22 protein-coding genes are annotated in these 26,540 nt (G+C 67.7%); 15 read left to right on the top strand and 7 right to left on the bottom strand.

What is annotated here, in order from left to right:
- Positions 1-40 precede the first annotated feature (40 nt).
- Entirely contained in the window at positions 41-1,324 is a 1,284-nt protein-coding gene (gene eno, locus ASE02_RS11935) for a phosphopyruvate hydratase (RefSeq protein ID WP_056734412.1), read from the top strand.
- Here eno and ASE02_RS11930 read toward each other — a convergent pair.
- Positions 1,321-2,478: an MFS transporter gene (locus ASE02_RS11930; RefSeq protein WP_056734410.1), complete on the bottom strand. Its 1,158-nt coding sequence runs from the start codon at positions 2,476-2,478 to the stop codon at positions 1,321-1,323. The genes eno and ASE02_RS11930 overlap by 4 nt on opposite strands.
- A 96-nt stretch (positions 2,479-2,574) precedes the next feature.
- Here ASE02_RS11930 and ASE02_RS11925 point away from each other — a divergent pair, with 96 nt between their 5' ends.
- From ASE02_RS11925 to lpdA, 5 genes are all read left to right on the top strand, one after another.
- The gene (locus ASE02_RS11925) at positions 2,575-2,871 is read left to right on the top strand and encodes a septum formation initiator family protein (protein WP_056734925.1); all 297 of its coding nucleotides are present in this window, start codon (positions 2,575-2,577) and stop codon (positions 2,869-2,871) included.
- 75 nt (positions 2,872-2,946) lie between these two features.
- Positions 2,947-3,993 carry a pyruvate dehydrogenase (acetyl-transferring) E1 component subunit alpha gene (gene pdhA, locus ASE02_RS11920; RefSeq protein WP_056734408.1) on the top strand — a complete coding sequence of 349 codons (1,047 nt, stop codon included), beginning with the start codon at positions 2,947-2,949 and terminating at the stop codon, positions 3,991-3,993.
- Positions 3,990-5,342, top strand: a complete 1,353-nt coding sequence (locus tag ASE02_RS11915) for a pyruvate dehydrogenase complex E1 component subunit beta (protein ID WP_056734406.1) — start codon at positions 3,990-3,992, stop codon at positions 5,340-5,342. Before pdhA ends, ASE02_RS11915 begins: the two co-directional genes overlap by 4 nt.
- Positions 5,343-5,399: 57 nt before the next feature.
- On the top strand, positions 5,400-6,680 hold the full coding sequence (locus tag ASE02_RS11910) for a pyruvate dehydrogenase complex dihydrolipoamide acetyltransferase (RefSeq protein WP_056734403.1): 1,281 nt from the start codon (positions 5,400-5,402) through the stop codon (positions 6,678-6,680).
- A 10-nt stretch (positions 6,681-6,690) separates the two neighbouring features.
- Complete coding sequence (lpdA, locus tag ASE02_RS11905; protein WP_056734401.1) at positions 6,691-8,091, top strand: dihydrolipoyl dehydrogenase; 1,401 nt, start codon at positions 6,691-6,693, stop codon at positions 8,089-8,091.
- A 127-nt stretch (positions 8,092-8,218) separates the two neighbouring features.
- On the opposite strand, the gene ASE02_RS11900 is transcribed toward lpdA, so the two are convergent.
- The 3 genes from ASE02_RS11900 to ASE02_RS11890 all read right to left on the bottom strand — a co-directional run bounded on the left by ASE02_RS11900 (position 8,219) and on the right by ASE02_RS11890 (position 11,363).
- A complete protein-coding gene (locus tag ASE02_RS11900; protein ID WP_056734399.1) occupies positions 8,219-8,614 on the bottom strand; it encodes a DoxX family protein in 396 nt (131 codons plus the stop codon).
- Between the two features lie 50 nt (positions 8,615-8,664).
- A complete protein-coding gene (locus ASE02_RS11895) occupies positions 8,665-10,218 on the bottom strand; it encodes an AMP-binding protein (protein WP_082602028.1) in 1,554 nt (517 codons plus the stop codon).
- Between the two features lie 125 nt (positions 10,219-10,343).
- Positions 10,344-11,363 carry an alpha/beta hydrolase gene (locus ASE02_RS11890; RefSeq protein WP_056734396.1) on the bottom strand — a complete coding sequence of 340 codons (1,020 nt, stop codon included), beginning with the start codon at positions 11,361-11,363 and terminating at the stop codon, positions 10,344-10,346.
- 77 nt (positions 11,364-11,440) lie between these two features.
- Here ASE02_RS11890 and lipA point away from each other — a divergent pair, with 77 nt between their 5' ends.
- A complete protein-coding gene (lipA, locus tag ASE02_RS11885; protein ID WP_056734393.1) occupies positions 11,441-12,403 on the top strand; it encodes a lipoyl synthase in 963 nt (320 codons plus the stop codon).
- Between the two features lie 2 nt (positions 12,404-12,405).
- Positions 12,406-12,855 carry a type II toxin-antitoxin system RatA family toxin gene (locus ASE02_RS11880; RefSeq protein ID WP_056734391.1) on the top strand — a complete coding sequence of 150 codons (450 nt, stop codon included), beginning with the start codon at positions 12,406-12,408 and terminating at the stop codon, positions 12,853-12,855.
- On the opposite strand, the gene ASE02_RS11875 is transcribed toward ASE02_RS11880, so the two are convergent.
- On the bottom strand, positions 12,852-13,343 hold the full coding sequence (locus ASE02_RS11875; RefSeq protein ID WP_056734389.1) for a CinA family protein: 492 nt from the start codon (positions 13,341-13,343) through the stop codon (positions 12,852-12,854). The genes ASE02_RS11880 and ASE02_RS11875 overlap by 4 nt on opposite strands.
- An 83-nt stretch (positions 13,344-13,426) precedes the next feature.
- Here ASE02_RS11875 and ASE02_RS11870 point away from each other — a divergent pair, with 83 nt between their 5' ends.
- Positions 13,427-15,676, top strand: coding sequence for a spermidine synthase (locus tag ASE02_RS11870; RefSeq protein ID WP_056734923.1), 2,250 nt, complete (start codon positions 13,427-13,429; stop codon positions 15,674-15,676).
- A gap of 7 nt (positions 15,677-15,683) precedes the next feature.
- Here ASE02_RS11870 and ASE02_RS11865 read toward each other — a convergent pair whose 3' ends face one another.
- Positions 15,684-16,829, bottom strand: a complete 1,146-nt coding sequence (locus ASE02_RS11865; protein WP_056734386.1) for a bifunctional 2-C-methyl-D-erythritol 4-phosphate cytidylyltransferase/2-C-methyl-D-erythritol 2,4-cyclodiphosphate synthase — start codon at positions 16,827-16,829, stop codon at positions 15,684-15,686.
- Positions 16,830-16,919: 90 nt separating this feature from the next.
- Here ASE02_RS11865 and dusB point away from each other — a divergent pair, with 90 nt between their 5' ends.
- Genes dusB through ASE02_RS11850 form a run of 3 tightly spaced genes read left to right on the top strand, consistent with a single transcriptional unit; the run spans position 16,920 to position 20,472 of the window.
- Positions 16,920-17,927: a tRNA dihydrouridine synthase DusB gene (dusB, locus tag ASE02_RS11860; protein ID WP_056734385.1), complete on the top strand. Its 1,008-nt coding sequence runs from the start codon at positions 16,920-16,922 to the stop codon at positions 17,925-17,927.
- The gene (locus ASE02_RS11855) at positions 17,924-19,045 is read left to right on the top strand and encodes a nitrogen regulation protein NR(II) (protein WP_056734383.1); all 1,122 of its coding nucleotides are present in this window, start codon (positions 17,924-17,926) and stop codon (positions 19,043-19,045) included. Before dusB ends, ASE02_RS11855 begins: the two co-directional genes overlap by 4 nt.
- The gene (locus ASE02_RS11850; RefSeq protein ID WP_056734381.1) at positions 19,042-20,472 is read left to right on the top strand and encodes a sigma 54-interacting transcriptional regulator; all 1,431 of its coding nucleotides are present in this window, start codon (positions 19,042-19,044) and stop codon (positions 20,470-20,472) included. Before ASE02_RS11855 ends, ASE02_RS11850 begins: the two co-directional genes overlap by 4 nt.
- Positions 20,473-20,605: 133 nt before the next feature.
- Here ASE02_RS11850 and ASE02_RS11845 read toward each other — a convergent pair whose 3' ends face one another.
- The gene (locus ASE02_RS11845; protein ID WP_056734378.1) at positions 20,606-21,697 is read right to left on the bottom strand and encodes a 3-deoxy-7-phosphoheptulonate synthase; all 1,092 of its coding nucleotides are present in this window, start codon (positions 21,695-21,697) and stop codon (positions 20,606-20,608) included.
- 289 nt (positions 21,698-21,986) lie between these two features.
- On the opposite strand from ASE02_RS11845, the gene ASE02_RS11840 reads away from it, so the two are divergent.
- The 3 genes from ASE02_RS11840 to ASE02_RS11830 are packed head-to-tail and all read left to right on the top strand — an operon-like array spanning position 21,987 to position 26,483.
- Positions 21,987-24,227 carry a PAS domain-containing sensor histidine kinase gene (locus tag ASE02_RS11840; protein ID WP_056734376.1) on the top strand — a complete coding sequence of 747 codons (2,241 nt, stop codon included), beginning with the start codon at positions 21,987-21,989 and terminating at the stop codon, positions 24,225-24,227.
- Positions 24,227-25,618, top strand: coding sequence for a sigma-54 dependent transcriptional regulator (locus tag ASE02_RS11835; RefSeq protein WP_056734374.1), 1,392 nt, complete (start codon positions 24,227-24,229; stop codon positions 25,616-25,618). The genes ASE02_RS11840 and ASE02_RS11835 overlap by 1 nt, the downstream gene beginning before the upstream one ends.
- Before the next feature lies 1 nt (position 25,619).
- A complete protein-coding gene (locus tag ASE02_RS11830; protein ID WP_056734372.1) occupies positions 25,620-26,483 on the top strand; it encodes a D-amino-acid transaminase in 864 nt (287 codons plus the stop codon).
- Positions 26,484-26,540: the final 57 nt, after the last annotated feature.

Genomic DNA, 26,540 nt, shown 5'->3' with positions numbered 1-26,540 from the left:
AAGGGGCGCGCATATTTCCGCCCAATCTCTAGGAGCTTCCATGACCGAGATCGTCGACATCATCGCCCGGGAGATCCTGGACAGCCGCGGCAATCCGACGGTCGAGGTGGATGTCATTCTGGAAGACGGCTCGCTGGGCCGCGCCGCGGTGCCGTCAGGCGCTTCCACGGGCGCTCACGAGGCGGTCGAGAAGCGCGACGGCGACAAGAGCCGCTATGGCGGCAAGGGCGTCCTGAAGGCCATCGAGGCCGTCAACGGCGAGATCTATGACGCGCTGGCCGGCTTCGACGCCGAGGACCAGCGCCGTCTGGACACCCAGCTGATCCAGCTGGACGGCACCGCGAACAAGAGCCGTCTCGGCGCCAATGCAATCCTGGGCGTCAGCCTGGCGGCGGCCAAGGCCGCGGCGATCAGCGCCGACCTGCCGCTCTACAAGTATGTCGGCGGCGTCTCGGCCCGCGTCCTGCCGGTGCCGATGATGAACATCATCAACGGCGGCGCCCACGCCGACAATCCGATCGACATTCAGGAATTCATGATCCTGCCGACCGGCGCGGACACCTTCGCCGAAGGCCTGCGCATGGGCGCCGAGATCTTCCACGCGCTGAAGAAGGCGCTGTCCGACGCCGGCCACAACACCAATGTCGGCGACGAGGGCGGCTTCGCCCCCAACATCGGTTCGGCTGAAGAGGCACTGGCCTTCATCGTCAAGGCGGGCGCGGCCGCGGGCTTCAAGGCCGGCGAGCACTTCCAGCTCGGCCTCGACGCGGCTTCGACCGAGTTCTTCAAAGGCGGCAAGTACGTGCTGGGCGGCGAGGGCAAGACCCTCGATCCGGCCGGCATGGTCGACTATCTGGCCGGCCTGGTCGCCAAGTTCCCGATCGTGTCGATCGAGGACGGCATGGCCGAGGACGACCTCGAAGGCTGGAAGCTGCTGACCGACAAGCTGGGCGGCAAGATCCAGCTGGTGGGCGATGATCTCTTCGTCACCAACCCGGCTCGCCTGGAGAAGCTGGGCGTCGAGCAGGGCCTGGCCAACTCCATCTTGGTGAAGGTCAACCAGATCGGCACCCTGTCGGAGACCCTGGACGCCGTCGACATGGCTCACCGCGCCGCCTTTACGGCCGTGATGAGCCACCGTTCGGGCGAGACCGAGGACTCGACCATCGCCGACCTGGCGGTCGCCACCAACTGCGGTCAGATCAAGACCGGCTCGCTGTCGCGCTCGGACCGGACCGCGAAGTACAACCAACTGCTGCGCATCGAGGAAGAGCTGGGCGACCAGGCGATCTATCTCGGCGCCAAGGCGCTGAAGCGCCTCTAGATCCGCCGAAAGGCGCGGCTGAACAGAAAGGCCGCGCCGCTCAGCACCATCACCACGCCAAAGGTCATGAACGCCGCGCCATAGGACCAGCGCTCGGCGATCTGGCCGAAGGCGAGGTAGAGGCCGATCGAGCCCACCGTCCACAGGAAGCCCGCCAGCGAGGCGATGGTGGCGCGGCGCTCGGTCGAGATGGCGTGCTGCATCCGGGTCTCGAAGTTGATGTCGATCAGCTTCACCAGCCCGGCGAACACCGCCAACAACAGCATTCCAGCCGGGCTCATCATGTCGGCCGCCGCGATCAGCAGGCCGCCGGCGAGGATGACGACGCCGTAGAGGGCGGCGGCGGGCGCTCCGCTGAGCCGATAGGCCAGGGCCGCGGCGAGCGCCGACGTCGCATAGGTGGCGGCGTAGTAGATCGGGATAGCGTCGCGGCTGAGGCCGGCCTCCTCGCCATAGATCCCCCAGAACTCATCGAGAGATCCGCCCAGGGTCCAGAGGGTGACGACCACCAGCATCGGGCGCAGGATCGCCACGGTGCTCAGGGCTTCGCCCAGGGCCTGCTTCAGGTGAGCCAGATAATCGACCTCGCCGGTCGATTGCGCGCGGGGCGCCGAGGGCAGGGCGAGCGCGACCACCGCGGCGGCGATCACCGCCGCGACACTGAGGACCATCAAAAGTTCGTAACCGCCGAGCCGGTGAACCCCCGAGGCGGCCAGCATCGCCATTAAAATCGCGACAATTCCGCTGGCCCGCGCCCGGCCGATGACCTTGGCGTAGTCGTCGGCGGCGCCGCGCCGATCGAGCTCGTCGTATACCAGGGCCTCGAAAGTCCCGGACTGCAGGGCGCCCTTGATCCCCCAGAGGACGAAACCCGCGAGGTAGCCCCAGAAGCTCGGGAACAGCAGCCAGCATGCGTAGCCCGCCGCCCGGATGAGCTGGCCGGCGGCCAGGAGATGCTTGCGCGACAGGTGATCGGCCAAGATGCCGGACGGCACCTCCAGCGCCAGACCGACCGCCGACCATACGGCGAACAGCAAGGCCAGCTGGCTGGGCGAGACGCCATGATCGACGAACATCACCGCGTAAAGCGGGTAGATGAGGATCAGATCGTCCAAGGCCTTGTAGGCGTAGATCTTGCCGAGGACGCTGCGCACGATTTTTCCCCCTAACGCCCGCGTCGACGGGGCATTGTAACCCTAAATTAAGCACGATCGCGTGAGGTGGGTTTGATCAGGAGTCTTCGATTCGACGTGTTTGCACGCCTTCGCCCATATCTGCCGACAGCGGCGCTCGCGTTCCTGATTTTCTATTTCGGGTTCCACGCTTTCACGGGCGATCGCGGTTTGTTGTCTTCTACGCAAAGGGACGCGACCCTTGCGGCCAAATCCCAGGAATTGGCCCAACTGCGTACCCAAAGGCAGGATTTGGAAGCCCGTGCCCGTCTGTTGCGCGACAACAGCCTCTCCGCCGACCTACTGGAAGAACGTGCCCGTTCCCTGCTAGGTTTCGGACACCCGAACGACTATGTGATCCGCGTGAAGCCTTAGGGCGGATTCGTTCGTTCTAAACGGCTACGGACACGCGGAGCTTAACCGCGAAATGCATTCCTACGGGAGAGACGGATGGCGCGTGGGCAGGCAGGCTCCGCTGCTAAGCGGAAGAGCAATGACACCGGTATCAGCGGCGCCGCAGACGGCCCCGTGACGCAGGACGAGCTCCTCAAGTACTACCGCGACATGCTGTTGATCCGCCGCTTCGAGGAGCGGGCGGGCCAGCTGTACGGCATGGGTCTGATCGGTGGTTTCTGCCACCTCTATATCGGCCAGGAAGCCATCGCGGTCGGCGTGCAGGCGATCAAGGAGCAGGGTGATCAGGTGATCACCGGCTATCGTGATCACGGCCACATGCTGGCTTGCGGCATGGACCCTCGCGAAGTCATGGCCGAGCTGACCGGCCGGGCCGGCGGGTCGTCCAAGGGCAAGGGCGGGTCGATGCACATGTTCTCGACCGAGGCCGATTTCTACGGCGGGCACGGCATCGTCGGCGCGCAGGTCGCGCTGGGCACGGGCCTGGCTCTGGCCAACCACTACCGCGACAACAAGAAGGTCTCCTTCACCTACTTCGGCGACGGCGCGACCAACCAGGGTCAGGTCTACGAGAGCTTCAACATGGCTCAGCTGTGGAGCCTGCCGGTCGTCTACGTGATCGAGAACAACCAGTACGCCATGGGGACCTCGATCGAGCGCTCCTCGTCGGAAACCCATCTCTACAAGCGCGGCGCCTCCTTCCGGATCCCGGGCGAGGAAGTCGACGGCATGGACGTGTTGGCGGTCAAGGCCGCGGCCAAGAAGGCCGCCGACCACGCCCGCTCGGGCAAGGGCCCCTACATCCTCGAGATGAAGACCTACCGCTATCGCGGCCACTCGATGAGCGATCCGGCCAAGTATCGGAGCCGCGACGAGGTCGACGAGGTCCGCAAGACCCGCGACCCGATCGACCACCTGCAGGAACTGCTGGCCAAGAAGGGCTGGGCCGACGAGGCCTCGCTGAAGGTCATCGACGCCGAGGTGAAGAAGATCGTCGCCGACGCCGCGGAGTTCGCCCGCACCTCGCCCGAGCCCGAACCTTCGGAGCTCTACACGGACGTCTATCTGGAGGCCGCCGAGTGACCGACGTCCTGATGCCTGCGCTTTCCCCGACCATGGAGGAAGGCACCCTCGCCAAATGGCACGTCAAGAAGGGCGACACCGTCCGCTCGGGCGACGTGATCGCTGAGATCGAGACCGACAAGGCGACCATGGAGGTCGAGGCCGTCGACGAAGGGACCATCGAGGAGATCCTCGTCCCCGAAGGCACCGAGGCCGTGAAGGTCAACACGCCCATCGCGCGCCTGTCCGGCGACGACGCGGCCGCCAGCGCCCCCAAGGCGCCCGTCGCCGCCGAAGCCGAGGCCAAGCCGCCCGCGGCCGTCGAGGCCGCCGCGCCGGTCGCCCCGAAGGTGGAACTCCGCGATCCGGAGCTTCCCGAGGGCGTCAAGCTCGTCAAGACGACCATCCGCGACGCCCTGCGCGATGCGATGGCCGAGGAGATGCGCAAGGACGATAAGGTCTTCCTGATGGGCGAGGAAGTCGCCCAGTACCAGGGCGCCTACAAGGTCTCGCGCGATCTGCTGCAGGAGTTCGGCGACAAGCGCGTCATCGACACCCCGATCACCGAGCACGGCTTCGCCGGCCTTGGCGTCGGCGCGGCGATGGCGGGCCTCAAGCCCATCGTCGAGTTCATGACCTGGAACTTCGCCATGCAGGCGATCGACCACATCATCAACTCGGCCGCCAAGACGCTCTACATGTCCGGCGGCCAGATCAAATGCTCGGTCGTGTTCCGCGGCCCCAACGGCGCCGCGGCGCGCGTGGGCGCCCAGCACAGCCAGGACTACTCGGCCTGGTACGCTCAGGTTCCCGGCCTGAAGGTCGTGGCGCCCTATGACGCCGCCGACGCCAAGGGCCTGCTCAAGGCCGCGATCCGTGACCCGAACCCCGTCGTCTTCCTCGAACACGAGATGATGTACGGCCAGGAGTTCGACGTTCCCGAGGACGTCGACTGGGTGGTGCCGATCGGCAAGGCCAAGGTCCGCCGTGAGGGCAAGGACGTGACGATCACCGCCCACTCGCGGATGGTCGGCATGGCGCTGAAGGCGGCCGAACTGTTGGCGGCCGAAGGTATCGACGCCGAGGTCATCGACCTGCGCACCCTGCGCCCGCTCGACCACGAAACCATCGTCGAGAGCGTGAAGAAGACCAACCGTCTGGTGACGGCCGAGGAAGGCTGGGGCCCGATGGGCGTCGGCGCCGAGGTGATCGCCCGGGTGATCGACCACGCCTTCGACTATCTCGACGCCCCGCCGGCGCGCGTGCACCAGAAGGACGTCCCGCTGCCCTACGCCGCCAATCTGGAGGCGCTGTCGTTGCCCTCGGTCGAGGACATCGTGAAGGCGGTGAAGGCGGTCACCTACAAATGACCGCGCGATCCTTCGCCGCTTCGGCTCCTGTCCTGCTCAGCGCCTGAGAAACGACCCATGTCTATCGATGTCCTGATGCCCGCCCTCTCTCCGACCATGGAGGAGGGCACGCTCGCCAAGTGGCACGTGAAGAAAGGCGACAAGGTCTCCTCTGGAGACGTGATCGCCGAGATCGAAACCGACAAGGCGACCATGGAGGTCGAGGCGGTCGATGAGGGCGTCGTCGAAGACATCCTCGTCGCCGAAGGCTCCGAGGGCGTGAAGGTCAATACGCCGATCGCGCGCCTGTCTGGCGACGACGCCGGCTCCGCGCCGCCGCCGGTCAAGGCCGACGCGCCCAAGGCCGAAGCTCCGAAGGTTGAGGCCCCTAAGGCCGAGGCTGCGCCCGCCGCCAAGGCCGCGCCGGCCCCAGCTGCTCCGGCCCGCGCCTCGGGCGAACGCGTCTTCGCCTCGCCGTTGGCCCGCCGGATCGCTGAACAGAAGGGCCTGGATCTCTCGCAGGTCCAGGGTTCGGGGCCTCGTGGCCGGATCATCAAGCGCGATGTCGACGGCGCTATGCCGCAGGCCAGGACCTCCGCGCCGGCCGCCGGCGCCGCGGCGTCCGCGCCGCGTCAGGTTCAGAGCCTGGCCCAGATGGGCATTCCGGACGGCAGCTACGATCTGATCCCGCTGGACGGCATGAAGAAGACCGTCGCGCGCCGGATGAGCGACAGCTTCCGAGACGTGCCGCACTTCCCGCTGACCATCGATCTGGAGATCGACGGACTGCTGGCTGGCCGCGCCAAGATCAACGCCATGCTGGAGAAGCAAGGCGTGAAGGTCAGCGTCAACGACCTGGTCATCAAGGCCGCCGCGATCGCGCTAAAGCAGGTGCCGGAGGCCAACGCCTCCTATTCGCCTGAGGGCATCGCCATGCACCACAACGCCGACATCGCCATGGCCGTGGCCATCGATGGCGGCCTGATCACCCCGATCATCCGCAAGGCCGAGACCAAGGGCCTGGCCCAGATCGCCAAGGAGGCCAAGGACCTGGCCGAGCGGGCGCGGACCCGGAAGCTGAAGCCCGAGGAATTCCAGGGCGGCACCTTCTCGATCTCCAATCTGGGGATGATGGGGATCAAGTCGTTCAACTCGATCATCAATGAGCCGCAGGGCTGCATCCTGTCGGTCGGCGCGGGCGAACAGCGGCCGGTGGTGAAGAACGGCCAGCTGGCGGTCGCCACCGTCATGAGCGTGACGCTCACCTGCGATCACCGCGTGGTCGACGGCGCCATCGGCGCGCGTTGGCTGCAGGCCTTCAAGGCCCTGATCGAAGACCCCATCACGATGATCGTCTGAGGCTAGTCACATGGATTTCGACGTCATCGTCATCGGCTCGGGCCCGGGCGGCTATGTCACGGCCATCCGCGCCAGCCAGCTGGGTTTCAAGACCGCCATCGTCGAACGCGACATGCTGGGCGGGGTCTGCCTGAACTGGGGCTGCATTCCCACCAAGGCGCTGCTGAAGTCCGGCGAGGCCTATGAGAACCTCAGCCATCTGGCCGACTATGGGATCAAGATCGAGAAGGCGAGCTTCGACTTCTCCAAGGTGATCGAGCGTTCGCGCAAGGTGGCCAGCCAGCTGAATTCCGGCGTCGGCTTCCTGATGAAGAAGCACAAGATCGAGGTGATCGAGGGCACCGCCAAGCTCGAAAAGGGGCAGGGCGCGCCGAAGGTCGTCGTGGCCCTGAAGGCTGGCGGTTCGCGCAGCGTCCAGGCCAAGCATGTGATCCTGGCCACCGGCGCCCGCGCCCGCACCATTCCGGCCATCGGCCTGGAGCCGGACGGCGAGCGGGTCTGGACCTATCGCGAGGCCATGGTCCCCAAGGCGGCGCCGAAGTCGCTGATCGTCATCGGTTCGGGCGCCATCGGCATCGAGTTCGCCAGCTTCTACCGGGCCCTGGGCTCGGACGTGACGGTGATCGAAGCCTTGCCGCGCATCCTGCCGGTCGAGGACGAGGAGGTCTCCAAGACCGCTCACAAGGCGTTCGAAAAGCGCGGCCTGAAGTTCCGGGTCGGGGCCAGCGTCAAGAAGTTGACAAAGTCAAAGACCGGCGTCGCCATCGAACTGGAGGCCGGCGGCAAGGCCGAAACCCTGCAGGCTGATGTCGCCATCGTCGCGGTCGGCATCGTCGGCAACGTCGAGGGCCTTGGCCTTGAAGCGCTCGGCGTGAAGGTCGAGAAGACCCACGTGGTCACCGACAGCCATGGCGGCACGGGTGTCGCGGGTCTCTACGCCATCGGCGACCTGGCCGGTCCGCCGTGGTTGGCGCACAAGGCGAGCCACGAGGGCGTGCACTGCATCGAGCACATCGCCGGCCTGAAGCCGAGCAACCTGACCTCGCCGATCCCGGGCTGCACCTATTCGAGCCCGCAGATCGCCTCGGTCGGCCTGACCGAGGCCCAGGCCAAGGAACAGGGGATCGCCGCCAAGGTGGGCCGCTTCCCGTTCAAGGTGAACGGCAAGGCCATCGCCTCGGGCGAGACCGACGGCTTCGTGAAGACCATTTTCGACGAGAAGACCGGCGCCTTGATCGGCGCTCACATGATCGGCGCGGAAGTCACTGAGATGATTCAGGGTTTCACCCTTGCGATCACCTTGGAAGCAACCGAGGAGGAGCTGTTCGCCACGGTCTTCCCGCACCCGACCATGAGCGAAGCCATGCACGAGGCCTCGCTCGACGCCTACGGCCGGGTCCTGCATATCTGATCCTTGATCGTCATCCTCCGGGCTCGCGAAGCGAGATCCGGGGGGCCCAAGCTGAGTTGCAAACCTAGCACCGCCGCTTGGGTCCCCCGGATCGCCTTTCAGGCGACCGGAGGATGACGAGCGAGAGTTACGACCGCTTGCGCAGCAGAGCGTCCAGGCTCCACGGACCGGGGCCGGCGAGCGCCAGGTACAGGAACACGAAGCAGAACAGGATCGCGGCTTCCCCGCCGTTGAGCGCCGGCCAGAAGCCTTGCGGCGCATGGGCCATGAAGTAGGCCGCCGCCATCTGGCCCGAGCAGACGAACGCGGCGAGGCGGGTGAAGAGCCCGAGCGCGATCAGACCACCGCCGATCACCTCGATCCAGGCCGCCGCCATCAACATCATCGGCAGAGGATCCGGCGCGCCCGGCTGAGGCGCCGGAAAGTGAAACAGCTTCATCAGGCCGTGCTCCATGAAGAGCAGCGCGGCGATGATCCGCAAGAGGCTGAGCGCCCGCGGCGCCCAGACGTCGAGGTTTGGCATGTCGTGTCCCTCCCAACCCGCGTCCTAGCGACGCGAGATCCCCCGGGAGATCAGGCGGCGCGGCGCCCCTCGGCCTCCGCCATTCGCATGATCGCCACATAGTCGGTCTTGCCGGTGCCGAGCACCGGGATCTCGGTGACCTTGATGATCTTCTTCGGGACAGCCAGCTCAGGCGCGCCGATGGCCTTGGCGTGGGCGAGCAGGGGGGCGGTCTCGGCGTCGCGGCGATCGGTGACCAGCACCAAGCGCTCGCCCTTCTTGGGATCGGGCATGGCGATCACCGCGTGGCGGCTGTCGGGCCAGACCGTGGTGGCGATGTCTTCGGCGGCGGTCAGAGAAACCATCTCGCCGCCGATCTTGGCGAAGCGCTTCACGCGGCCGAGGATCTTGATCCAGCCGTCGTTGGTGATCTCGACCACGTCGCCGGTGTCGTGCCAGCCGCCGGGCGGCGTTTCCAGCACGCCGTCGGCGTTGAGGTAGCCCGACATGATGTTGGGGCCACGCACATAGAGCTTGCCGCCGGGAATGCCCTCGACGGGCTCAAGCCGGGTCTCGACGCCGGGCAGCAGGCCGCCGACCGTGCCGCGGCGATTGTCGGTGGGCTTGTTGACCGCGATGACCGGCGAGGCCTCGGTCGCGCCATAACCCTCCAGCACCGGTACGTCGCCGAAGCGGTCGCGGATCAGGTTGTGGGTCTCTTCGCGAACCTTCTCAGCCCCGCAGACAATGAACTTCAGGCCCGACAGCTCGTCGGGTTCGGAGTTGCGCGCGTACTGATTGAGGAAGGTGTCGGTGGCGAACAGGATCGAGGCCCCGGTGTCCTTGATCAGCGGCGGGATCTGTTTGACGTGCAGCGGCGAGGGATACTCGAACGCCTTCATCCCCTTTAGCAGCGGCAGCAGCACGCCGCCGGTCAGGCCAAAGCAGTGGAAGGTCGGCAGCGGGTTGAACATCACCCAGGACGGGTCGAGCGGGATGTGGGCGGCGATCTGCTCCACATTGGCGATCAGGTTGGCCTGGCTCAGCACCACCCCGCGCGGCGCGCCGAAGCTGCCGGAGGTGAACAGGATGACGCCGGGATCGGACGGCTTGGTCTCCACCCGGAAACGCTTGGGGAAGGTCGCGGCGGTGGCGGCGAACAGCTTGTCGGCCAGGCCGACCTTTTCGCGGACCTCTTCCAGATAGGTGATGGTCGCGATCGGCTCGAGCGCGTCGATGATGTCGTGCAGCTTGCCCTGTTCGATGAACCGGTGAGAGGTCAGCACCCGCTTCACCCCGGCCAGTTCGCAGGCGGCCTTCAGGTTCCGAAGCCCGGCCGTGAAGTTCAGCATGGTCGGGGTGCGGCCAAAGGCGTGCAGGGCGAAGAAGGTGACCACCGCGCCGGAACTGGCCGGCAACATGACGCCGACGCGCTCGCCTTGCGTGGTCATGCCGGCGATCTTGCGGCCCAATGCGAAGGCCGCGCGGATCAGATCCGTATAGCTGAGCGGTTTGCGCTCCTGATCTTCCAGGATCGGCTTCTTGGCGCCGTAGGTGTTGCGGGCGTCGATGAGCGCATCGAACAAAGCGCGCTCAGACACACGCAGATCAAAGGAACGCGACAAAGGCGAACACCTCCCCGAACGTCTCGCCGTTATTGGTTGGCGTGAGCCTATCGCCCACGCCCGGCATTGAAAAGATATGTTACAGCGCGTGATCGGCAAGCGTCAGCACGTCTTAGTCATCGTCGCTAAGGTTTTGATTGATCGGCTGAAACAGCCGCCAATCGCCGCGCTTCAAGGCGTGTGGCGATGAAGTCCTCGACGTCGGTGAGCCACGGCGCTCGCCACCGGTCGGCCTCCAGATGCAGCGCCGCGCCGGCTCCGGGAATCGCCTCTGTGCGGCAGGAGGGCAGGTTGGCGCACAGGGCCTCAGCGTCCCCGGTGGCATTGATCATCACGACCTCGGTGCGGGTCTGGCGGGCGCCGGTCTCGATCAGGCGGCTGGCGACTTCATAGGCCTTGGTCCATCCCAGGCTCGGCCCCGACATCCGCAGATCGGGATTGGTGGTGCGCCAGGCCTGCCCGACGAGGCCACGCCAGATGTCGTGGGTGGCGCCGCCGGCGCGGTCGTCAGCCGTTTCCCGCGTCCAGGGCTTCCAGCCGGCGGGCGCGGCCTCGCTGCGCCGGACCGCGCCCAGCAGACGCCGGGCGGGGTCGGACCTGGCCAAGCGCGGCGAGGAGGCGACGACGCCGTCGACCTTCATGCCCGCGCGCACCGCGCTCAGCGCGACGACCACGCCGTCGGCGTGGGAGAGGATCACCAACGGCGTGTCGGGCGAAGGCCTGATGACGATGCGAACCAATTCGCGCAGGGCCGCGACGTCGGGATCGAAGCTCGGAACATGGCCAAGATCGCGCGGCCCCACGTAGCGCCCGGAGCCGCCCTGGCCGGCGCGGTCGAGGACCCACACCGTGCGGCCGGCGCCGATCAGGTCCGAGGCGGTCTCGAACCACATCTCTGCGGTTTCGCCGTAGCCAGGGACGATGACGACGATGGCGGTCGGGACGCGGCGGGTGCTGGCGACGCCATAGCGTTGGACGGGCTTGTCGCCGACGCCGATGAACCCCCAGGCCCATCCTTCGGGCGGGTAGAAGCGGGGCGTGAGCGTCGCGGGAACCTGGCTTTCCGCGAACGGTTCGAGCGCGCCGTCGCGGCTGCACGCCGCGAGCGCAAGGAGAAGAGCGGCGAGCAGAGACGCACGAACCATGGCCAAGTTTGAGCATGCGGCGCGTGGCCGCTCAATCACGCCTTGATCCGGAGGGCCAGAAAGCCGATCTAGGCCCTATGGCGACCGTCATTGACACCATCGGGGTTTCACGGCCCCGGCACCCCGAAAAGCAGTCCCGTCCGGACACCCCGATCCTGCGCAAGCCGGAGTGGTTGCGCGTTCGCGCGCCCGGCTCGGCCGGCTACAACGCCACCCGTGAGATCGTGAAGACCCATGGTCTGGTCACGGTCTGCGAAGAGGCCGCTTGCCCGAACATCGGCGAGTGCTGGAGCCAGAGCCACGCGACCATGATGATCATGGGCGAGATCTGCACGCGGGCCTGCGCCTTCTGCAACGTCTCGACCGGCAAGCCGAACCCGCTGGATCCGACCGAGCCGGCCCGCGTCGGCGACGCGGTGGCCAAGATGGGCTTGAAGCACGTGGTCATCACCTCGGTGGACCGCGACGATCTCGCCGACGGCGGCGGGGCGCACTTCGCCGCCGTGGTCCACGCGATCCGCGCCGCGGCGCCCGGCACCACCATCGAGATCCTGACGCCCGACTTCCTGCGCAAGCCGGCCTCGGCCGCCGAGATCGTCATCGACGCCCGGCCCGACGTCTTCAACCACAACCTCGAAACCGTGCCGCGGCTCTACCTCTCGATCCGGCCCGGCGCGCGCTACTACCACTCGCTGCGCCTGCTGGAGCGGGTGAAGGAACGCGACCCGAACCAGTTCACCAAGTCGGGCCTGATGGTCGGCCTGGGCGAGGCCAAGGAAGAGGTCATGCAGGTCATGGACGACATGCGTTCGGCCGGCGTCGACTTCCTGACCATCGGCCAGTACCTGCAGCCGACCCGCAAGCACGCGGCCATCGACCGGTTCGTGACCCCTGATGAGTTCAAGGCCTACGAGGAGATCGCGCGGGCCAAGGGGTTCCTGATGGTCTCGGCCAGCCCGTTGACGCGCTCGTCGCACCACGCCGGCGAGGACTTCGCCCGGCTGAAGGCCGCGCGTCTCGCCAAGGACGCGGCGGCCTAAGCTTGCCGCGCTATCACGTCGAGAAAATCCTGCCCTACACCCCCGACCAGCTCTTCACCCTGGTCGGGAACGTGGAGGCCTATCCGGAATTCGTGCCGTGGATCCAATCCATGCGCACCTGGAACGCGCGCATCGAAGGCGAGGGGGTCAGTCTGCTCGACGCCCAGGCCGGCGTCGGGTTCTCGTTCCTGAAGGAGAAGTTCTCGACCCGCGTGCGCCGCGACGCCGCCGCCCGACAGGTCGACGTGCAGCTGCTGTCGGGGCCGTTCAAGCACCTGGCCAATCGCTGGCGCTTCGTCGCGGTCGAGGGCGGAACCAAGATCGAGTTCGACATCGACTTCGAGTTCAAGTCGCGCCTGCTGTCGGGGATGCTGGCCGCCAACTTCCACCACGCCGTGGACAAGCTGATGAGCTGCTTCGAGGCCAGGGCTCAGGCGCTCTACGCCCGCTAGACCATCCGGTCGCGCAACGCCTGCAGCGCCGAGCGGACGGCCATTTCCTGAACCTCGGCGCGGGTTTCGCCGTCAAACAGCTCGGCACGGTGCATCAGCGCCTGGTTCGACCGCGCGGTGGCGATGTGGACGGTGCCTACCGGCTTCATCGGGGTGCCGCCGCCAGGTCCGGCCACGCCGGTGATCGCCACGGCGACGTGGGCGTTGGAGGCCTCCAGCGCGCCCTCGGCCATCATCCGGGCCACAGGCTCGGAGACCGCCCCCAGATCGGCGATCAGGTCGCCGGGCACGCCCAGCATCTCCTGCTTGGCGCGGTTGGTGTAGACAACGAAGCCGCGTTCGAAGACGTCCGACGCGCCGGGGATCGCGCAGATGGCGGCGGCGACCAGACCGCCGGTGCAGCTCTCGGCGGTGACGATGCGCAGCGAGCGCTGCCGTGCCTCGTCGATCAGCAGCCGGGCGAGCGTCTCGACCTCCAGGGAAAACATAACGCGACTCCAACCGGCTCTAGGCAATGACAGGCGCAGACCACAACATCGCGCGCACCCGTCACACAAGCCGATTCGAGACCATGAGCACGCTAGAAGGGGCCGCCCGGCCCGCCGCCTCGATCTCTCCGGCCTTGTTCGCCGTAACTATCTTCGCCAGCGCGGGGCTGGTGTTCCTGGTTCAACCGATGGTGGCCAAGCTGGTCCTGCCGCTGCTGGGCGGCAGTTCGTCGGTGTGGAACACCTCCATCGCCTTCTTCCAGACCGCGCTGCTCGTCGGTTACGGCTATGCGCACTTCCTGCAGAGGGTGAGATCCGTTCGCGTCCAAGCGATGGTGCATGTGGGCGCGCTGCTGCTCGCGACGCTCGCCCTGCCGCTGCATGTCAGCGGCCTGATGGGCGAACCCTCGTCAAATCACCCGTCGTTGTGGCTGCTGGGGGTGTTGGCGGTCTCAGTCGGCGCCCCCTTCGCGGTGCTGTCGGCGACCGCGCCGCTGGTGCAGGCCTGGCATGCGCGGACGATCCACGCCGAGACCGGGGCCGAGCCCTACGTTCTCTATGCGGCGTCCAACATGGGCAGCCTGCTGGCGCTGCTGGCCTATCCGGCGCTGGTCGAGCCGCTGGCGACACTGAAGGGTCAGACCTTCGGCTGGAGCCTTGGCTATGGCGGCTTCATCCTGCTGATGGCGACCCTGGCGCTCTTCGTCTCCCGCGCCCGGGCCTCGGTCATCGAAGGACCGGTCGCGGACGCTGGTCCCGCTCCGACCTGGAAGGAGCGCGCGATCTGGATCGCCCTGGCGGCGATCCCGTCCAGCCTGATGCTGGGGGTCACCACCCACATCACCACCGACGTCGCCTCCGCGCCGTTCCTGTGGGTGATCCCGCTGGCGCTCTATCTGGCGACCTTCATCATCGCCTTTTCCGAGAAGCCGGTCATCTCGACCGAGATGACCCTGCTGCTGCAGGCCGCCGCGGTCGCCGGCTGCGCCGCCATCCTGCCGTTCAAGCAGACCAGCCTGCCGTTGCAGATCTTCGTCCACTTGGCGGCGTTCTTCCTCACCGCCCTGATGTGCCATCAGACCCTGGTCGCTCGCCGCCCGAAACCGGCTCATCTGACCGAGTTCTATCTTTGGATGTCGTTCGGCGGCGTGGTCGGCGGCGCGTTCAACGCCTTCCTGGCCCCGGTCATCTTCACGAACGTCTGGGAATATCCCCTGGTCCTGGCGCTGGCCTGCCTCGTGCGGCCGGGCCTTGGTCCGATCGAGCCGTGGCGTTGGGCGACCTTCGTGCTCGGCGCTGTCGCGGCCGTCGCCGCGCCGGTCGTGGCCCTGTTCTGGAACCCCGAAGGGGACCTGGCCGGGCTGGCGGTCAAGGCGTTGCTGGCGGGCGCGACGGTGTGCGCCTTCCTGCTGCGGCGCCGGATGATCGTGTTTTTCGGCCTGATCGTCGTGCTGTCCTTGGCGTCCGAGGCGGTCGGGGATCGCGTCGACGTGCGTCACAGCTGGCGGAGCTTCTTCGGCGTCGTGCGTCAGTCGGAAATGCCGGTTCCGGGCATGAAGGGGCAGGTGCGGATGCTCTCGCACGGCACCACCTTGCACGGCGCCCAGGCCCAGCATCCTGACTATGCTTGCCGGCCGCTGGTCTACTACGCGCCCGAAACGCCGATCGGCCAGGTGTTCACGCGCGGCGTCAACGGCGACAAGCCGTTGCGGGTCGGGGCGGTCGGTCTGGGGACCGGAGCGGTCGCGGCCTATACGCGGCGGGGCGACAAGCTGACCTTCTTCGAGATCGATCCGATGGTGATCAAGATCTCCACGGACCCCAAATACTTCAGCTACACGACCAAGTGCGCGAAGGGCGCGATCGACTACGTCCTGGGCGACGCGCGGCTGACGCTCGCCAAACAGCCGAACGACACCTTCGACATACTGTTGATCGACGCGTTCTCGTCGGACGCCGTGCCGGCGCACCTGCTGACGGTGGAGGCCATGCGCGGCTACCTCGCCAAGTTGAAGCCGGACGGGGTGTTGATCCTCCACCTTTCCAACCGGAACCTTGAGCTGCGCAGTCCGGCCATGGCGGTGGCTGGGGCGGCCGGCGGCTTCTCGCTCATGCAGCGCCATAGCGCGGCGAAGGGCAGCCCGGTGCTGTGGGAGTCGGCCGAGGACGCGATGATCGTGACCAAGGACCTGAAGGCGCTCGCCCCCTATGCGGCGGACAAGCGCTGGGAGGCCACCGATCCGACGCTCGTGCGGCCTTGGACCGACGACTACATGAACCTGGTCGGCGCGCTCTACGCGCAGATGAAGATCAATTGGACCTGGCTGCCCTGAGGCCCAGCTAGGCCGGGGTGTCGATCAGCACCACGGCCTGGGCCAGCAGGCCTTCTTCACGGCCGGTGAAGCCCATGCCCTCGGTGGTCGTGGCCTTCACGCTGACCCGGTCGACGGGCAGGTCCATCAACTCGGCCAGGCGTTGGCGCATGGCGTCTCGGTGCGGACGGATCTTCGGGCGCTCGCAGACCAGGGTGACGTCGGCGTTGAGGATCCGGCCGCCGCGCGCAGCCACCAGCTCCACGGCGTGGCGCAAGAAGCGGTCCGAGGCCGCGCCCTTCCACTGAGGATCGCTCGGCGGGAAGTGCTCGCCGATATCGCCTTGCCCGATGGCGCCCAGGATGGCGTCGGTCAGGGCGTGCAGGCCGGCGTCGGCGTCGGAGTGGCCGATCAGGGTCTGGTCGTGGGCGATCTTCACCCCGCACAGCCAGACAGCTTCGCCTGGCCCCCAGCGGTGGGCGTCGACCCCTTGGCCGATCCGGGTGATCCGCTGTGTGACGGCGAGGCGCTCGGCCATGGCGAAATCCTCCGGATAGGTCAGCTTCATCAGGATCGGGTCGCCCGGCGTCATCACCACCCGCCCGCCGTTGCGCTCGACGACAGCGGCGTCGTCGGTGGGCTCGGCGTCGGCGGGCCAGGCGGCATAGGCCTCGCGCAGGGTTTGCAGACGGAAGGCTTGCGGCGTCTGGGCGCGCCAGAGCCCATCGCGGGAGACGGTGGCCTCGATCAGCCCCGATCCACGCTTCAGCGTGTCGGCGACCGGCAGGGCGGGGACCGCGCCGTCGGCGGTGGCCAGGGCGACCAACAGCGGCGTGATGTGGGTGCGGGTCACGAAGGGACGGGCGGCGTCATGGATCAGCACCGGGGTTCCGGCGTCGGCGGTCAGGGCCGCGAGGCCCGCCTGAACCGACTCGGCCCGGGTGGCTCCGCCGGCCACCGCCTTGGCGTTCGCGGTTCCGGTAAGAAGGGCGGCGGCGTCGGCGACCCGATCGGCGGCGGCGACCACCACGATCTGGCTTGCGCCGGCGGCGGCCAGGGCCTCGACCGACCAGGTCAGGATGGGGCGGCCGCCCAGGGCGCGCCAGGGTTTTGGGGCGCCTGGCCCGGCGCGTGTGCTGGCCCCTGCGGCGACAATGACGGCTGAAAAGGTCATGTGGCCTGTTTAGGGCTCAGGCCCGTCGTGTCTAGGCTTTACGGCGCTGCACAATTTGCCTAAAACAGAGGCGATGAAGGTGATTATTAAATGAGCAAATCGCTCGCGATCGGGAATGTCGAAGTCGGGGGGCGGGCCTGGATCGCGCCGATGACCGGCGTGTCCGATCTGCCGTTCCGCAAGGCGGCCAGCAAGCTGGGCGCGGCCTATGTCGCCACCGAGATGGTCGCCTGCGCCGAGTTCTCCAAGGGACGCCCCGACGTCGTGCGCCGCGCCGCGGTGGGCGAGGGCCTGCCGTTGATGGTGGTGCAACTGGTCGGCCGCGATCCGGCGCACATCGCGCAGGGCGCGCGTCTGGCCGCTGAGGCCGGCGCGCAGATCATCGACCTGAACTTCGGCTGCCCGGCCAAGGAGGTCACGGGCATTCTTTCCGGCTCGGCTCTGATGCGCGATCCCGACCTGGCCGAAAGCTTGATCGCCGCTGCGGTCGACGCCGTCGACGTGCCGGTGACGGTGAAGATGCGCCTGGGCTGGGACGAGGCCTCGAAGAACGCGCCGGACATCGCCGCTCGCGCTCAGGCTCGCGGCGCCCAGGCGGTGACGATCCACGGCCGCACCCGGGCTCAGTTCTACAAGGACGCCGCCGACTGGAGCGCGGTGCGCCCGGTGAAGGACGCGGTGTCGATCCCGGTGATCGTCAATGGCGACATCATCGACGGCGACAGCGCCAGGCGGGCGTTGGCCGCTTCCGGCGCCGACGGGATCATGGTCGGGCGCGGGGTCTATGGGCGTCCCTGGATCGCCGCCCAGATCGAGGCGGAACTGGCGGGCCGGGTGTACGAGCAGCCCGACGTGGAGGCGCGGCTCTCCATTGTGCTCGACCATTTCCGCGACAGCCTGATTTTCTACGGCGACCGCCTGGGACTGCGGATCTTCCGCAAGCACCTGGCGTCCTACATCGAGAACGCCCCGTGGCCCGGCGAGGCCGCAGACCGGCGCAGCGCCCGCTCGGTGCTGTGCCGCCTGGAAGATCCCGCCGAGGTGGAGGCTGGCCTGATCGCGCTGTGGCGCGATCCCGACACGAGATTGGCGGCATGAACAATCAGAACCGGGCCGCGGCCGCGGGGGTGAACCTCGAGCTGTTGAAGGCCACCGCCTTCGAACTCTCGCCGGAACCGGCTTTGGTGATCGACCCGCAGGGCGCCCTGGTGGCGGTCAACGAGGCCGCGGAGGCTTTGTTCGGACAGGGCCTGGGTCTGCTGATGCGCGGCCGGTTCGGCTCGGCCCTGCCGCCCGGTTCGGCCCTGGTTTCGCTGCTCGACCGCGCGGTGCAGGAAGGCGTCCGGGTTCGGGAGCGGGGCGTGGAGATCAGCCTCTTTGGCCATCCCTCGTTCGAGGCCGACGGGGCCGCCGCGCCGATGGGCGACGGCTCGGTCCTGCTGACCCTGCACGTGAAGGGCGGAGCCTTGGGCGGCGAGCGGACCGGCGCCGAGCAGGCCGGCCTGCGGACCATCGTCGGCCTGGGGCACATGCTGGCCCATGAGATCAAGAACCCGCTGGCCGGCATCCGCGGGGCGGCGCAGCTGCTGAAGAGCGGCGCCAAGGCTGAAGACGTGCCGCTGGCCCAGCTGATCGTCGACGAGACCGACCGGGTTCGCCGGTTGGTCGACCGCATGGAGGCGTTCTCTGACGACGCCTTGCCCGATTGTCGGCCGATCAACATCCACCTGGTGCTGGACCGCGTGAAGGCGCTGGCGGCCAATGGCGTCGCCGACGGCCTGCAGCTTAGCGACCACTACGACCCCTCCCTGCCGCCGGCGCTGGGGGACGAGGATCAGCTGATCCAGATCTTCCTGAACCTGGTGAAGAACGCCGCCGAGGCCGCCCATGCGCGCGGCGACGGGCGCGGCGCGATCACGGTGCACACCGCCTATCGCCACGGGGTGAAGGTCCGCGCCGCCAAGGGGCAGGTCCTGCGCGGCGCGCCGCTGGAGATCCGGGTCCAGGACAATGGGCCAGGCGTGCCCGATCACCTGCGCGAAAGCCTCTTCCAACCGTTCGTGAGCACCAAGACCCATGGGGCAGGCCTGGGCCTGGCCCTGGTGGCCAAGTTGGTCGCCGGCCATGGCGGACTGATCGATTTCGAGTCTGAACCTGGCCGCACGACGTTCCGCGTCCTGCTGCCGATCGCGTCTGAAGAGGATATGCCGGCATGAATGCTATCGCCAACGCCAGCAAGAAGATCCTGATCGCTGACGACGACGCCTCGATCCGGCTGGTGCTGAGCCAGGCCTTCACCCGGCTGGGCTATCAGGTGCGGGCCACGGGCAACGCCACCACCCTGCTGAAATGGGTCTCGGACGGGGAGGGCGATCTGGTCGTCACCGACGTGGTGATGCCCGACGAGAACGTGTTCGACGTGCTACCGCGTATCCGCAAGGAGCGGCCGAAGCTGCCGGTCATCGTGATGAGCGCTCAGAACACCCTGCGGACGGCGGTGAACGCCGCCGAGGTAGGCGCCTTCGACTATATCTCCAAGCCGTTCGATCTGGACGACATGACCGCCGCCGCGCGCCGCGCGCTGTCGCGGCCCGCCGACGCCGAGGCGTCCAAGGCCCAGGCCCGCGCGGTTCGCGACGAGCGCCTGCCGCTGATCGGCCGCTCCGGGCCGATGCAGGACGTCTATCGCACCATCGCGCGCCTGGTCGGGGCTGACCTGACGGTGCTGATCCTGGGCGAGAGCGGCACCGGCAAGGAGTTGGTGGCCCGCGCCCTGCACGACATGGGCCGGCGCAAGGACGGCAAGTTCGTGGTCATCAACCTGGCCGCCGTGCCGCGCGAGCGGGTCGAGGCCGAGCTGTTCGGCCGTGACGACGGCGACTATGGCAAGCTGGTGGAGGCCGACGGCGGCACCCTGTTCCTGGACGAGGTCGGCGACATGCCGCTCGACGCCCAGACCCGCCTGCTGCGGGTGATCGACGGCTCGGAGCAGTCGATCAACCCGAAGACCGGCCGGCCGCCCAATGTGCGGATCATCGCGGCCACCAACCGCGACCTGCGGGCCTTGATCCAGCAGGGGCTGTTCCGCGAGGATCTGTTCTTCCGCCTCAACGTCGCGCCGCTGCGCCTGCCGCCGCTGCGCGACCGCACCGACGATATTCCTGACCTGGCGCGCGCGTTCCTGCTGCGCGCCAACCGTGAGGGGCTGCCGTCCAAGACCATCGACTCCGGCGCCCTGGAGCGGCTGAAGCTGCACGCGTGGCCGGGCAATGTCCGCGAGCTGGAAAACCTAATCCGCCGGATCTGCGCCCTCTATGCCGAGGAGCTGATCAGCGCGCGGATCGTGGAGCGCGAGCTGGCCGACCAGCAGCCGGTCATTCCTGGGCACGAGGGGCCGGTGACCCTGGCCACCCTGGTGGAGCGCCACCTCGGCGGTTACTTCGCCGAGCAGCCGGACGGTATTCCTCCGGTCGGCCTCTATGACCGGGTGCTGGAGGAGGTGGAGCGTCCGCTGATCCAGCTGACCCTGACCGCCACGCGCGGCAATCAGGTCCGCGCCGCCGAGATCCTGGGCCTCAACCGCAACACCTTGCGCAAGAAGATCCAGGACCTGGGCGTCGAGATGAGCCGGGGGCGCCGCTAGCTTCCTCAACTCCCCGTTCGTCATCGCCGGGCTCTTGTCCCGGCGACCCATACGCACGGGCCGCTATAGATGGCCGACACAAGAGGTCGGCCATGACGAGCTGTAAGGTGGAGCCCAGCGGGCCAAGTCGCAGCTAGATGGCGCCGATCTTCTCCTCCGCGAGGTTGGCGCTCACCCGCCGCCGGGCCTCCACGGCCATGGCCAGGTCCTCGAGCACCTCGACCGAGGTGTCCCAGTCGATGCAGCCGTCGGTGATGCTCTGGCCGTAGGTCAGGGGCTGGCCTGCGACCAGGTCCTGGCGGCCTGCGACCAGATGGCTCTCGACCATCACCCCGACGATGCGTTGGTCGCCGGCGGCGATCTGGCCCGCGACGTCTCGCGCCACGGCCGGCTGGTTCTCCGGCTTCTTCAGGCTATTGGCGTGGCTGACGTCGATGACCAGGTTCTGGTTCAGGCCGCTGGAGGCGAGCTCGGCGCAGGCCGCCGCGACGCCCGCTGGGTCATAGTTCGGGGTCTTGCCGCCGCGCAGGACGACGTGGCTGTCGACATTGCCGCGGGTGGCCGCGATCGAGGCGCGTCCATCCTTGCCGACCGCCAGGAAATGGTGCGGCTGGCTGGCGGCCTTCACCGCGTCGACAGCGATGCGCAGGTTGCCGTCGGTGCCGTTCTTGAAGCCGACCGGGCAGGAGAGGCCTGACGCCATTTCCCGGTGAATCTGGCTCTCGGTGGTGCGTGCGCCGATCGCGCCCCAGCTGACCAGGTCGGCCAGGTACTGCGGCGTGATCACGTCCAGGAACTCGACGGCGGCCGGCAGCCCCAGGTCGCCCACCTCGATCAACAGCTTGCGCGCCAGCGGCAGGCCCTCGTCGATGCGGAAGGTGCCGTCGAGGTGCGGATCGTTGATCAGCCCCTTCCACCCGACGGTGGTGCGCGGCTTTTCGAAATAGACCCGCATGACGATCTCGAGCGTGCTGGCGAACCGGGTCCGCTGTTCGGCCAGGCGCTTGGCGTAGTCGATCGCCGCGACCGGATCGTGGATCGAGCAGGGGCCGATCACCACGATCAGGCGGTCGTCCTGGCCATGGAGGATGTCGTGCATCACCCGGCGGGCGCCGGCCACGGTGGCCGAGGCGCGCTCGCCGGCCGGCAGGGCGCTCATCACCTCGGCGGGGGTGTCGAGCGGCTTGATGTCGAGGATGCGAAGGTCGTCGGTGAGGTCTGGCACGGGTGCGCTCCGAAGAAAGCGTCACGCGGCGGCATAAAAAAAGCCGCCAGGTGACTGGCGGCTGATGGGTCTCGGTCTAGGACTGCGTGGTCCTGACGTGCGATCCCCTTCCTCCGCCAGCGGCATCGGAATAGCTAAAATACCAAAACGAATATTGGCTGGCCGAAGGGATCATCACCCCACAGATAGCGTGTCGGCCACGGCTTGTCATCACATCTGGTTACACTGACGTTTCTGCGCCACATCCCTGTTGAATTCTGGGCACAGTTTTCGCTAGGGTCCCTCAATCATGGCGTCCCAAGTTCACGATGGCGGAACTCAAGTGGCGCCCGCCGCGCGAATTTGGCGGGCGTTGCAGTCGCGCTATGTGCTGGGCGGCGGCTACGCCCTGGCGGCGTTCCTGACGGCGATCGCGATCCTGCTGGCGGCCTCGCCGCCGGAGACCGGTCCCTTGGCGCCGGCGTCCAAGAACATCCTGGCGGTCTTGGCCTTCAACCTGGTGCTGATCCTGGCGCTGGCGGCGCAGGTCGGCTGGCAGATCGTCGCGCTGCTGCGGGCCCGGTCCAGCGACGCCGCGGCCCGGCTCCACCTGCGGTTCGTCACACTCTTCGCCCTGGCGGCGGTGGCGCCGGCGATGGTGGTGGCGCTGTTCTACACGGTGCTGGTCAATCGCGGCGTCGAGAACTGGTTCTCCGAGCGGGTGCAGACCGTGGTCGAGAACTCCGCGACGGTGATGCGCTCCTATGTCGAGGACCAGACGCGGTTCGTCGAGGAGCACGTGTTCCTGATGGCGCAGGACCTGAACCGGGCCGCGCCGGCGCTTCAGGCCAGTCCGGTCACCTTCAGCCATTTCCTGGGCTACCAGGCGTCCTATCACGCCTTCCCAGCCGCCTATCTGATCGACCGCGAGGGGCGCATCCTGGCGCGCGCCGAGGCCGTCGACGCGCCCAAGTTCGTGGCCCCGCCGCAGTCCGGCTTCGCCGCCGTCGACGAGGATGCGGTGATCTTCGTCTCCACCGACCTGACGCGGGCGCTCTACAAACTGTCGGCCTATCCGGACGCCTACCTCTATGTGACGCGGCCGGTGCAGAAGGGCATCGTCACCCAGCTGCAGGACGCCTCGAACTCGGTCACCGCCTATCGCGAGGCGGCCGAGAGTCGTCAGCGAATCCAACGAGTTTTCGCGCTTTCCTACATGGAGACCGCCATGCTGGTGCTGGTCGGCGCGGTTTGGCTGGGCATGGGGGCGGCGCGCGCCATCTCCGCCCCGGTCGGCCGGCTGGTGCAGGCCGCTGGACGGGTGGCCGGCGGTGATCTTGATGTCCGGCTCGACGCCGATCGAGACCCGGACGAATTGGCCGTCTTGTCCCGCGCATTCAACAGCATGACGCATGATCTTCAGGCGCAGCAGGCGGCGTTGAAGCGGGCGGGCGACGAGGCCGAGGAACGGCGTCAGTTCATCGAGACGGTGCTGTCGGAAGTGTCGGCCGGCGTCATCGGCCTGGACGCCGACGGCCGGGTGTCGGCGATCAACCGCCAGGCCATCGCGCTGCTCGATCTCACGTCTGGCGAAATTCACGGCCGCAAGCTGGCCGAGGTGGCGCCCGAACTGGTGGTCATCGCCGAGCACGGCGACATCGCCGGCGAGGCCGAGGAAGAGGTGGACGTCGTCCGTTCGCGCGAAACCCATCGCCTGCGGGTCCGGGCCAGCCGCTCGGAAGGCGGACTGGTGCTCACCTTCGACGACATCACCCGGCTGGTCTCGGCCCAGCGGAACGCGGCGTGGCGCGACGTGGCGCGCCGCATCGCCCATGAGATCAAGAACCCGCTGACCCCGATCCAGCTCTCGGCCGAGCGCCTGCGACGCAAGTTCCGCAAGGACGTCGCCGAAGAGGATCTGGAGACCTTCGACCGTTGCACCGACACCATCGTGCGGCAGGTCGACGGGATCGGCCGGATGGTCGACGAATTCTCGTCCTTCGCTCGGATGCCGGCCCCGAAGTTCGCCGATCAGGACGGGGCTGAATTGCTCCGCGCCGCGGTGTTCGCCCAGCGCGTGGCCAGCCCGGATATCTCGGTCGAACTCGCCGAGCCGGTGCCCGAAGTGACCTTGGTGGCCGATGGCCGGATGCTGACCCAGGCCCTGACCAACGTGCTGAAGAACGCCGCCGAGGCGGTCTCGGCGCGGACAGGCGCCTCGCCCGACCCAAAGGGCCGGATCGTCGCTCGGCTGATGTCGGACGATCAGGGCGTGCAGATCGAGATCGAGGACAACGGCGTCGGCCTGCCCGACAAGGACCGTGATCGCTTGACCGAGCCCTATGTGACCACCCGCGAAAAGGGAACGGGCCTGGGCTTGGCCATCGTGAAACGTATCCTCGAAGACCACGGCGGCGAACTGATTCTGACCGACTCGGTCCAGGGGCAGGGCGCGCGGGCGATCTTGAAACTACCGACGACGGCCCGGGCGAAATCCCTGACCGCCTCCGAGCCGTCGCAAGACAGGGCTCAAGACGCAGGAGTGATGTGATGGCGGCTGACGTTCTGGTGGTCGACGATGAGGCGGACATCCGCGATCTCGTGGCGGGCATCCTGTCGGATGAAGGTTACGCCGTGCGGACGGCCAACGATTCCGAAAGCGCCCTGGCGGCGGTCAAATCCCGCAAACCGGCCCTGCTGATCCTCGACATCTGGATGCAGGGCGGGGGGATGGACGGTCTGGAGTTGCTGGATCTGGTCAAGGCGTTGGACGCCGACCTGCCGGTGATCATGATCTCCGGCCACGGCAATATCGAGACCGCGGTCAGCGCCATCAAGCGCGGGGCCTATGAGTTCCTGGAGAAGCCGTTCAAGTCCGACCGGCTGCTGCTCTGCGTCGAGCGGGCGCTGGAGACCAGCAACCTGAAGCGGGAGAACCGCCGGCTGCGGGCCCAGACGATCCAGCCGGACGGGCTGATCGGCAAGTCGGTCGTCACCCAGCAGCTTCGCGGCCTGATCGCCAAGCTGGCCTCGGCCAACAGCCGGGTGCTGATCGCCGGCCCGCCCGGTTCGGGCAAGGAGACCGTGGCGCGCCTGATCCACGGCGCCAGCCCGCGCGCGCGCAACGAGTTCGTCGCCATCAGCGCGGCCGGCATGACCCCCGAACGCGTCGACTCCGAGCTGTTCGGCGAGGAGCTGGAGGGCGGACGCCCGGCCAAGATCGGCGTGTTCGAACGCGCCCACGGCGGCACGCTCTATCTGGACGAGGTGGCCGACATGCCGCGCGAGACCCAGAGCCGCATCCTGCGGGTCCTGGTCGAGCAACGCTTCCGGCGAGTTGGCGGCGACGCCGACGTGCAGGTCGATGTGCGGGTGGTCTCCTCCACCAGCCGCGACCTTCGCGAGGAGATCACCGCTGGGCGATTCCGCGAGGACTTGTTCCACCGCCTGAACGTGGTGCCGGTGACGGTGCCAGGCCTGTCGGAGCGCCGCGAGGATATCCCGGAGCTGATCGACTACTTCATCACCCGTATCTGCGAGGCGACGGGGATGTCGCGCCGCCGGCTAGCCGACGACGCCTTGGCCACCCTGCAGGTCCGCGCCTGGCCGGGCAATCTCAGCCAGCTGCGCAACAATGTGGAGCGCATGCTGATCCTGGCCGCCGGCGATCCCAGCGAGGCGATCACCGCCGACATGCTGCCGGGCGACGCCGCGATCTCCGATCAGCCGTCGAACATGGGGGCGGAGAAGATCATCGCCCTGCCGCTGCGCGAGGCCCGCGAGGTGTTCGAGCGCGAGTACCTGAACGCCCAGATGCTGCGCTTCTCCGGCAACATCTCGCGCACGGCCGCCTTCATCGGCATGGAGCGTTCGGCCCTGCACCGGAAACTCAAGTCGCTGGGCCTTTCGGGCGCCCGGCCGTTGGAAGAAGAGGACGCGTAAGTTGGGGCGTATCGCCTATGTGAACGGCCAGTTCGTTCGGCACGGACAGGCCGTGGTCCACATCGAGGACCGTGGCTATCAGCTGGCCGACGCGGTCTATGAGGTCTGGGCCCTGTTCGGCGGCAAGTTGGCCGATCCCGAAGGCCACTTCGCGCGTCTGGAGCGGAGCCTGGGCGAACTGCGCATTCCCATGCCGATGAGCCGCGCGGCCCTGACCATCGTGTTGCGCGAAGCCGTGCGTCGGAACCGGGTCAGCGAAGGCCTGGTCTATCTGCAGGTCGGGCGCGGCGTCGCCCCGCGCGGCCACGCCTTCCCCGACGAGCCGATCCCGCCGAGCATCGTAATCACGGTCTCCGCCGTCGATCGCGCCGCGAGCGAGGCCAAGGCCGCCAAGGGCGTGAAGGTCGTCACCACCCCGGAAAACCGCTGGGGCCGGTGCGACATAAAGACCGTCGGCCTGCTGCCCAATGCGCTCGCCAAGCAGGCGGCCAAGGAGCGTGGCGCGGCTGAAGCCTGGTTCGTCGACGAGCTCGGTCTCGTCACCGAGGGTTCCTCGTCCAACGCCTGGATCGTCGACGCCGACGGCGCGCTGCGGACCCGCGACACCAACGCCAACATACTGCGGGGCGTCACCCGCTACACCCTGCTGGACGTGCTGCGCGAAGAGGGCATGAAGGTCGATGAGCGGCCCTTCACGCCGGCCGAAGCGGTCGCCGCGAGGGAGGCGTTCATCACCGGCGCCGGCAGTCTGGTGCTGCCGGTCATCGCCGTCGACGACAAACCTGTTGGGGACGGCGTCGTCGGACCGGTGGCGATGAAGCTCCGTCGCCTCTATATCGAGCGTGCGAGGGCGACAGCCATCTGATCTGACCGGCGTGATTGCGCCCGTGATGCGGGTCGGTCTAGCCTCACTCGTGTGTGT

This window comes from Phenylobacterium sp. Root700 (assembly GCF_001429025.1).
Taxonomy (GTDB): Bacteria; Pseudomonadota; Alphaproteobacteria; order Caulobacterales; family Caulobacteraceae; genus Phenylobacterium.
Note: the sequence above shows the minus strand (reverse complement) of the source record. Positions and strands in the feature narration are given on the sequence as shown.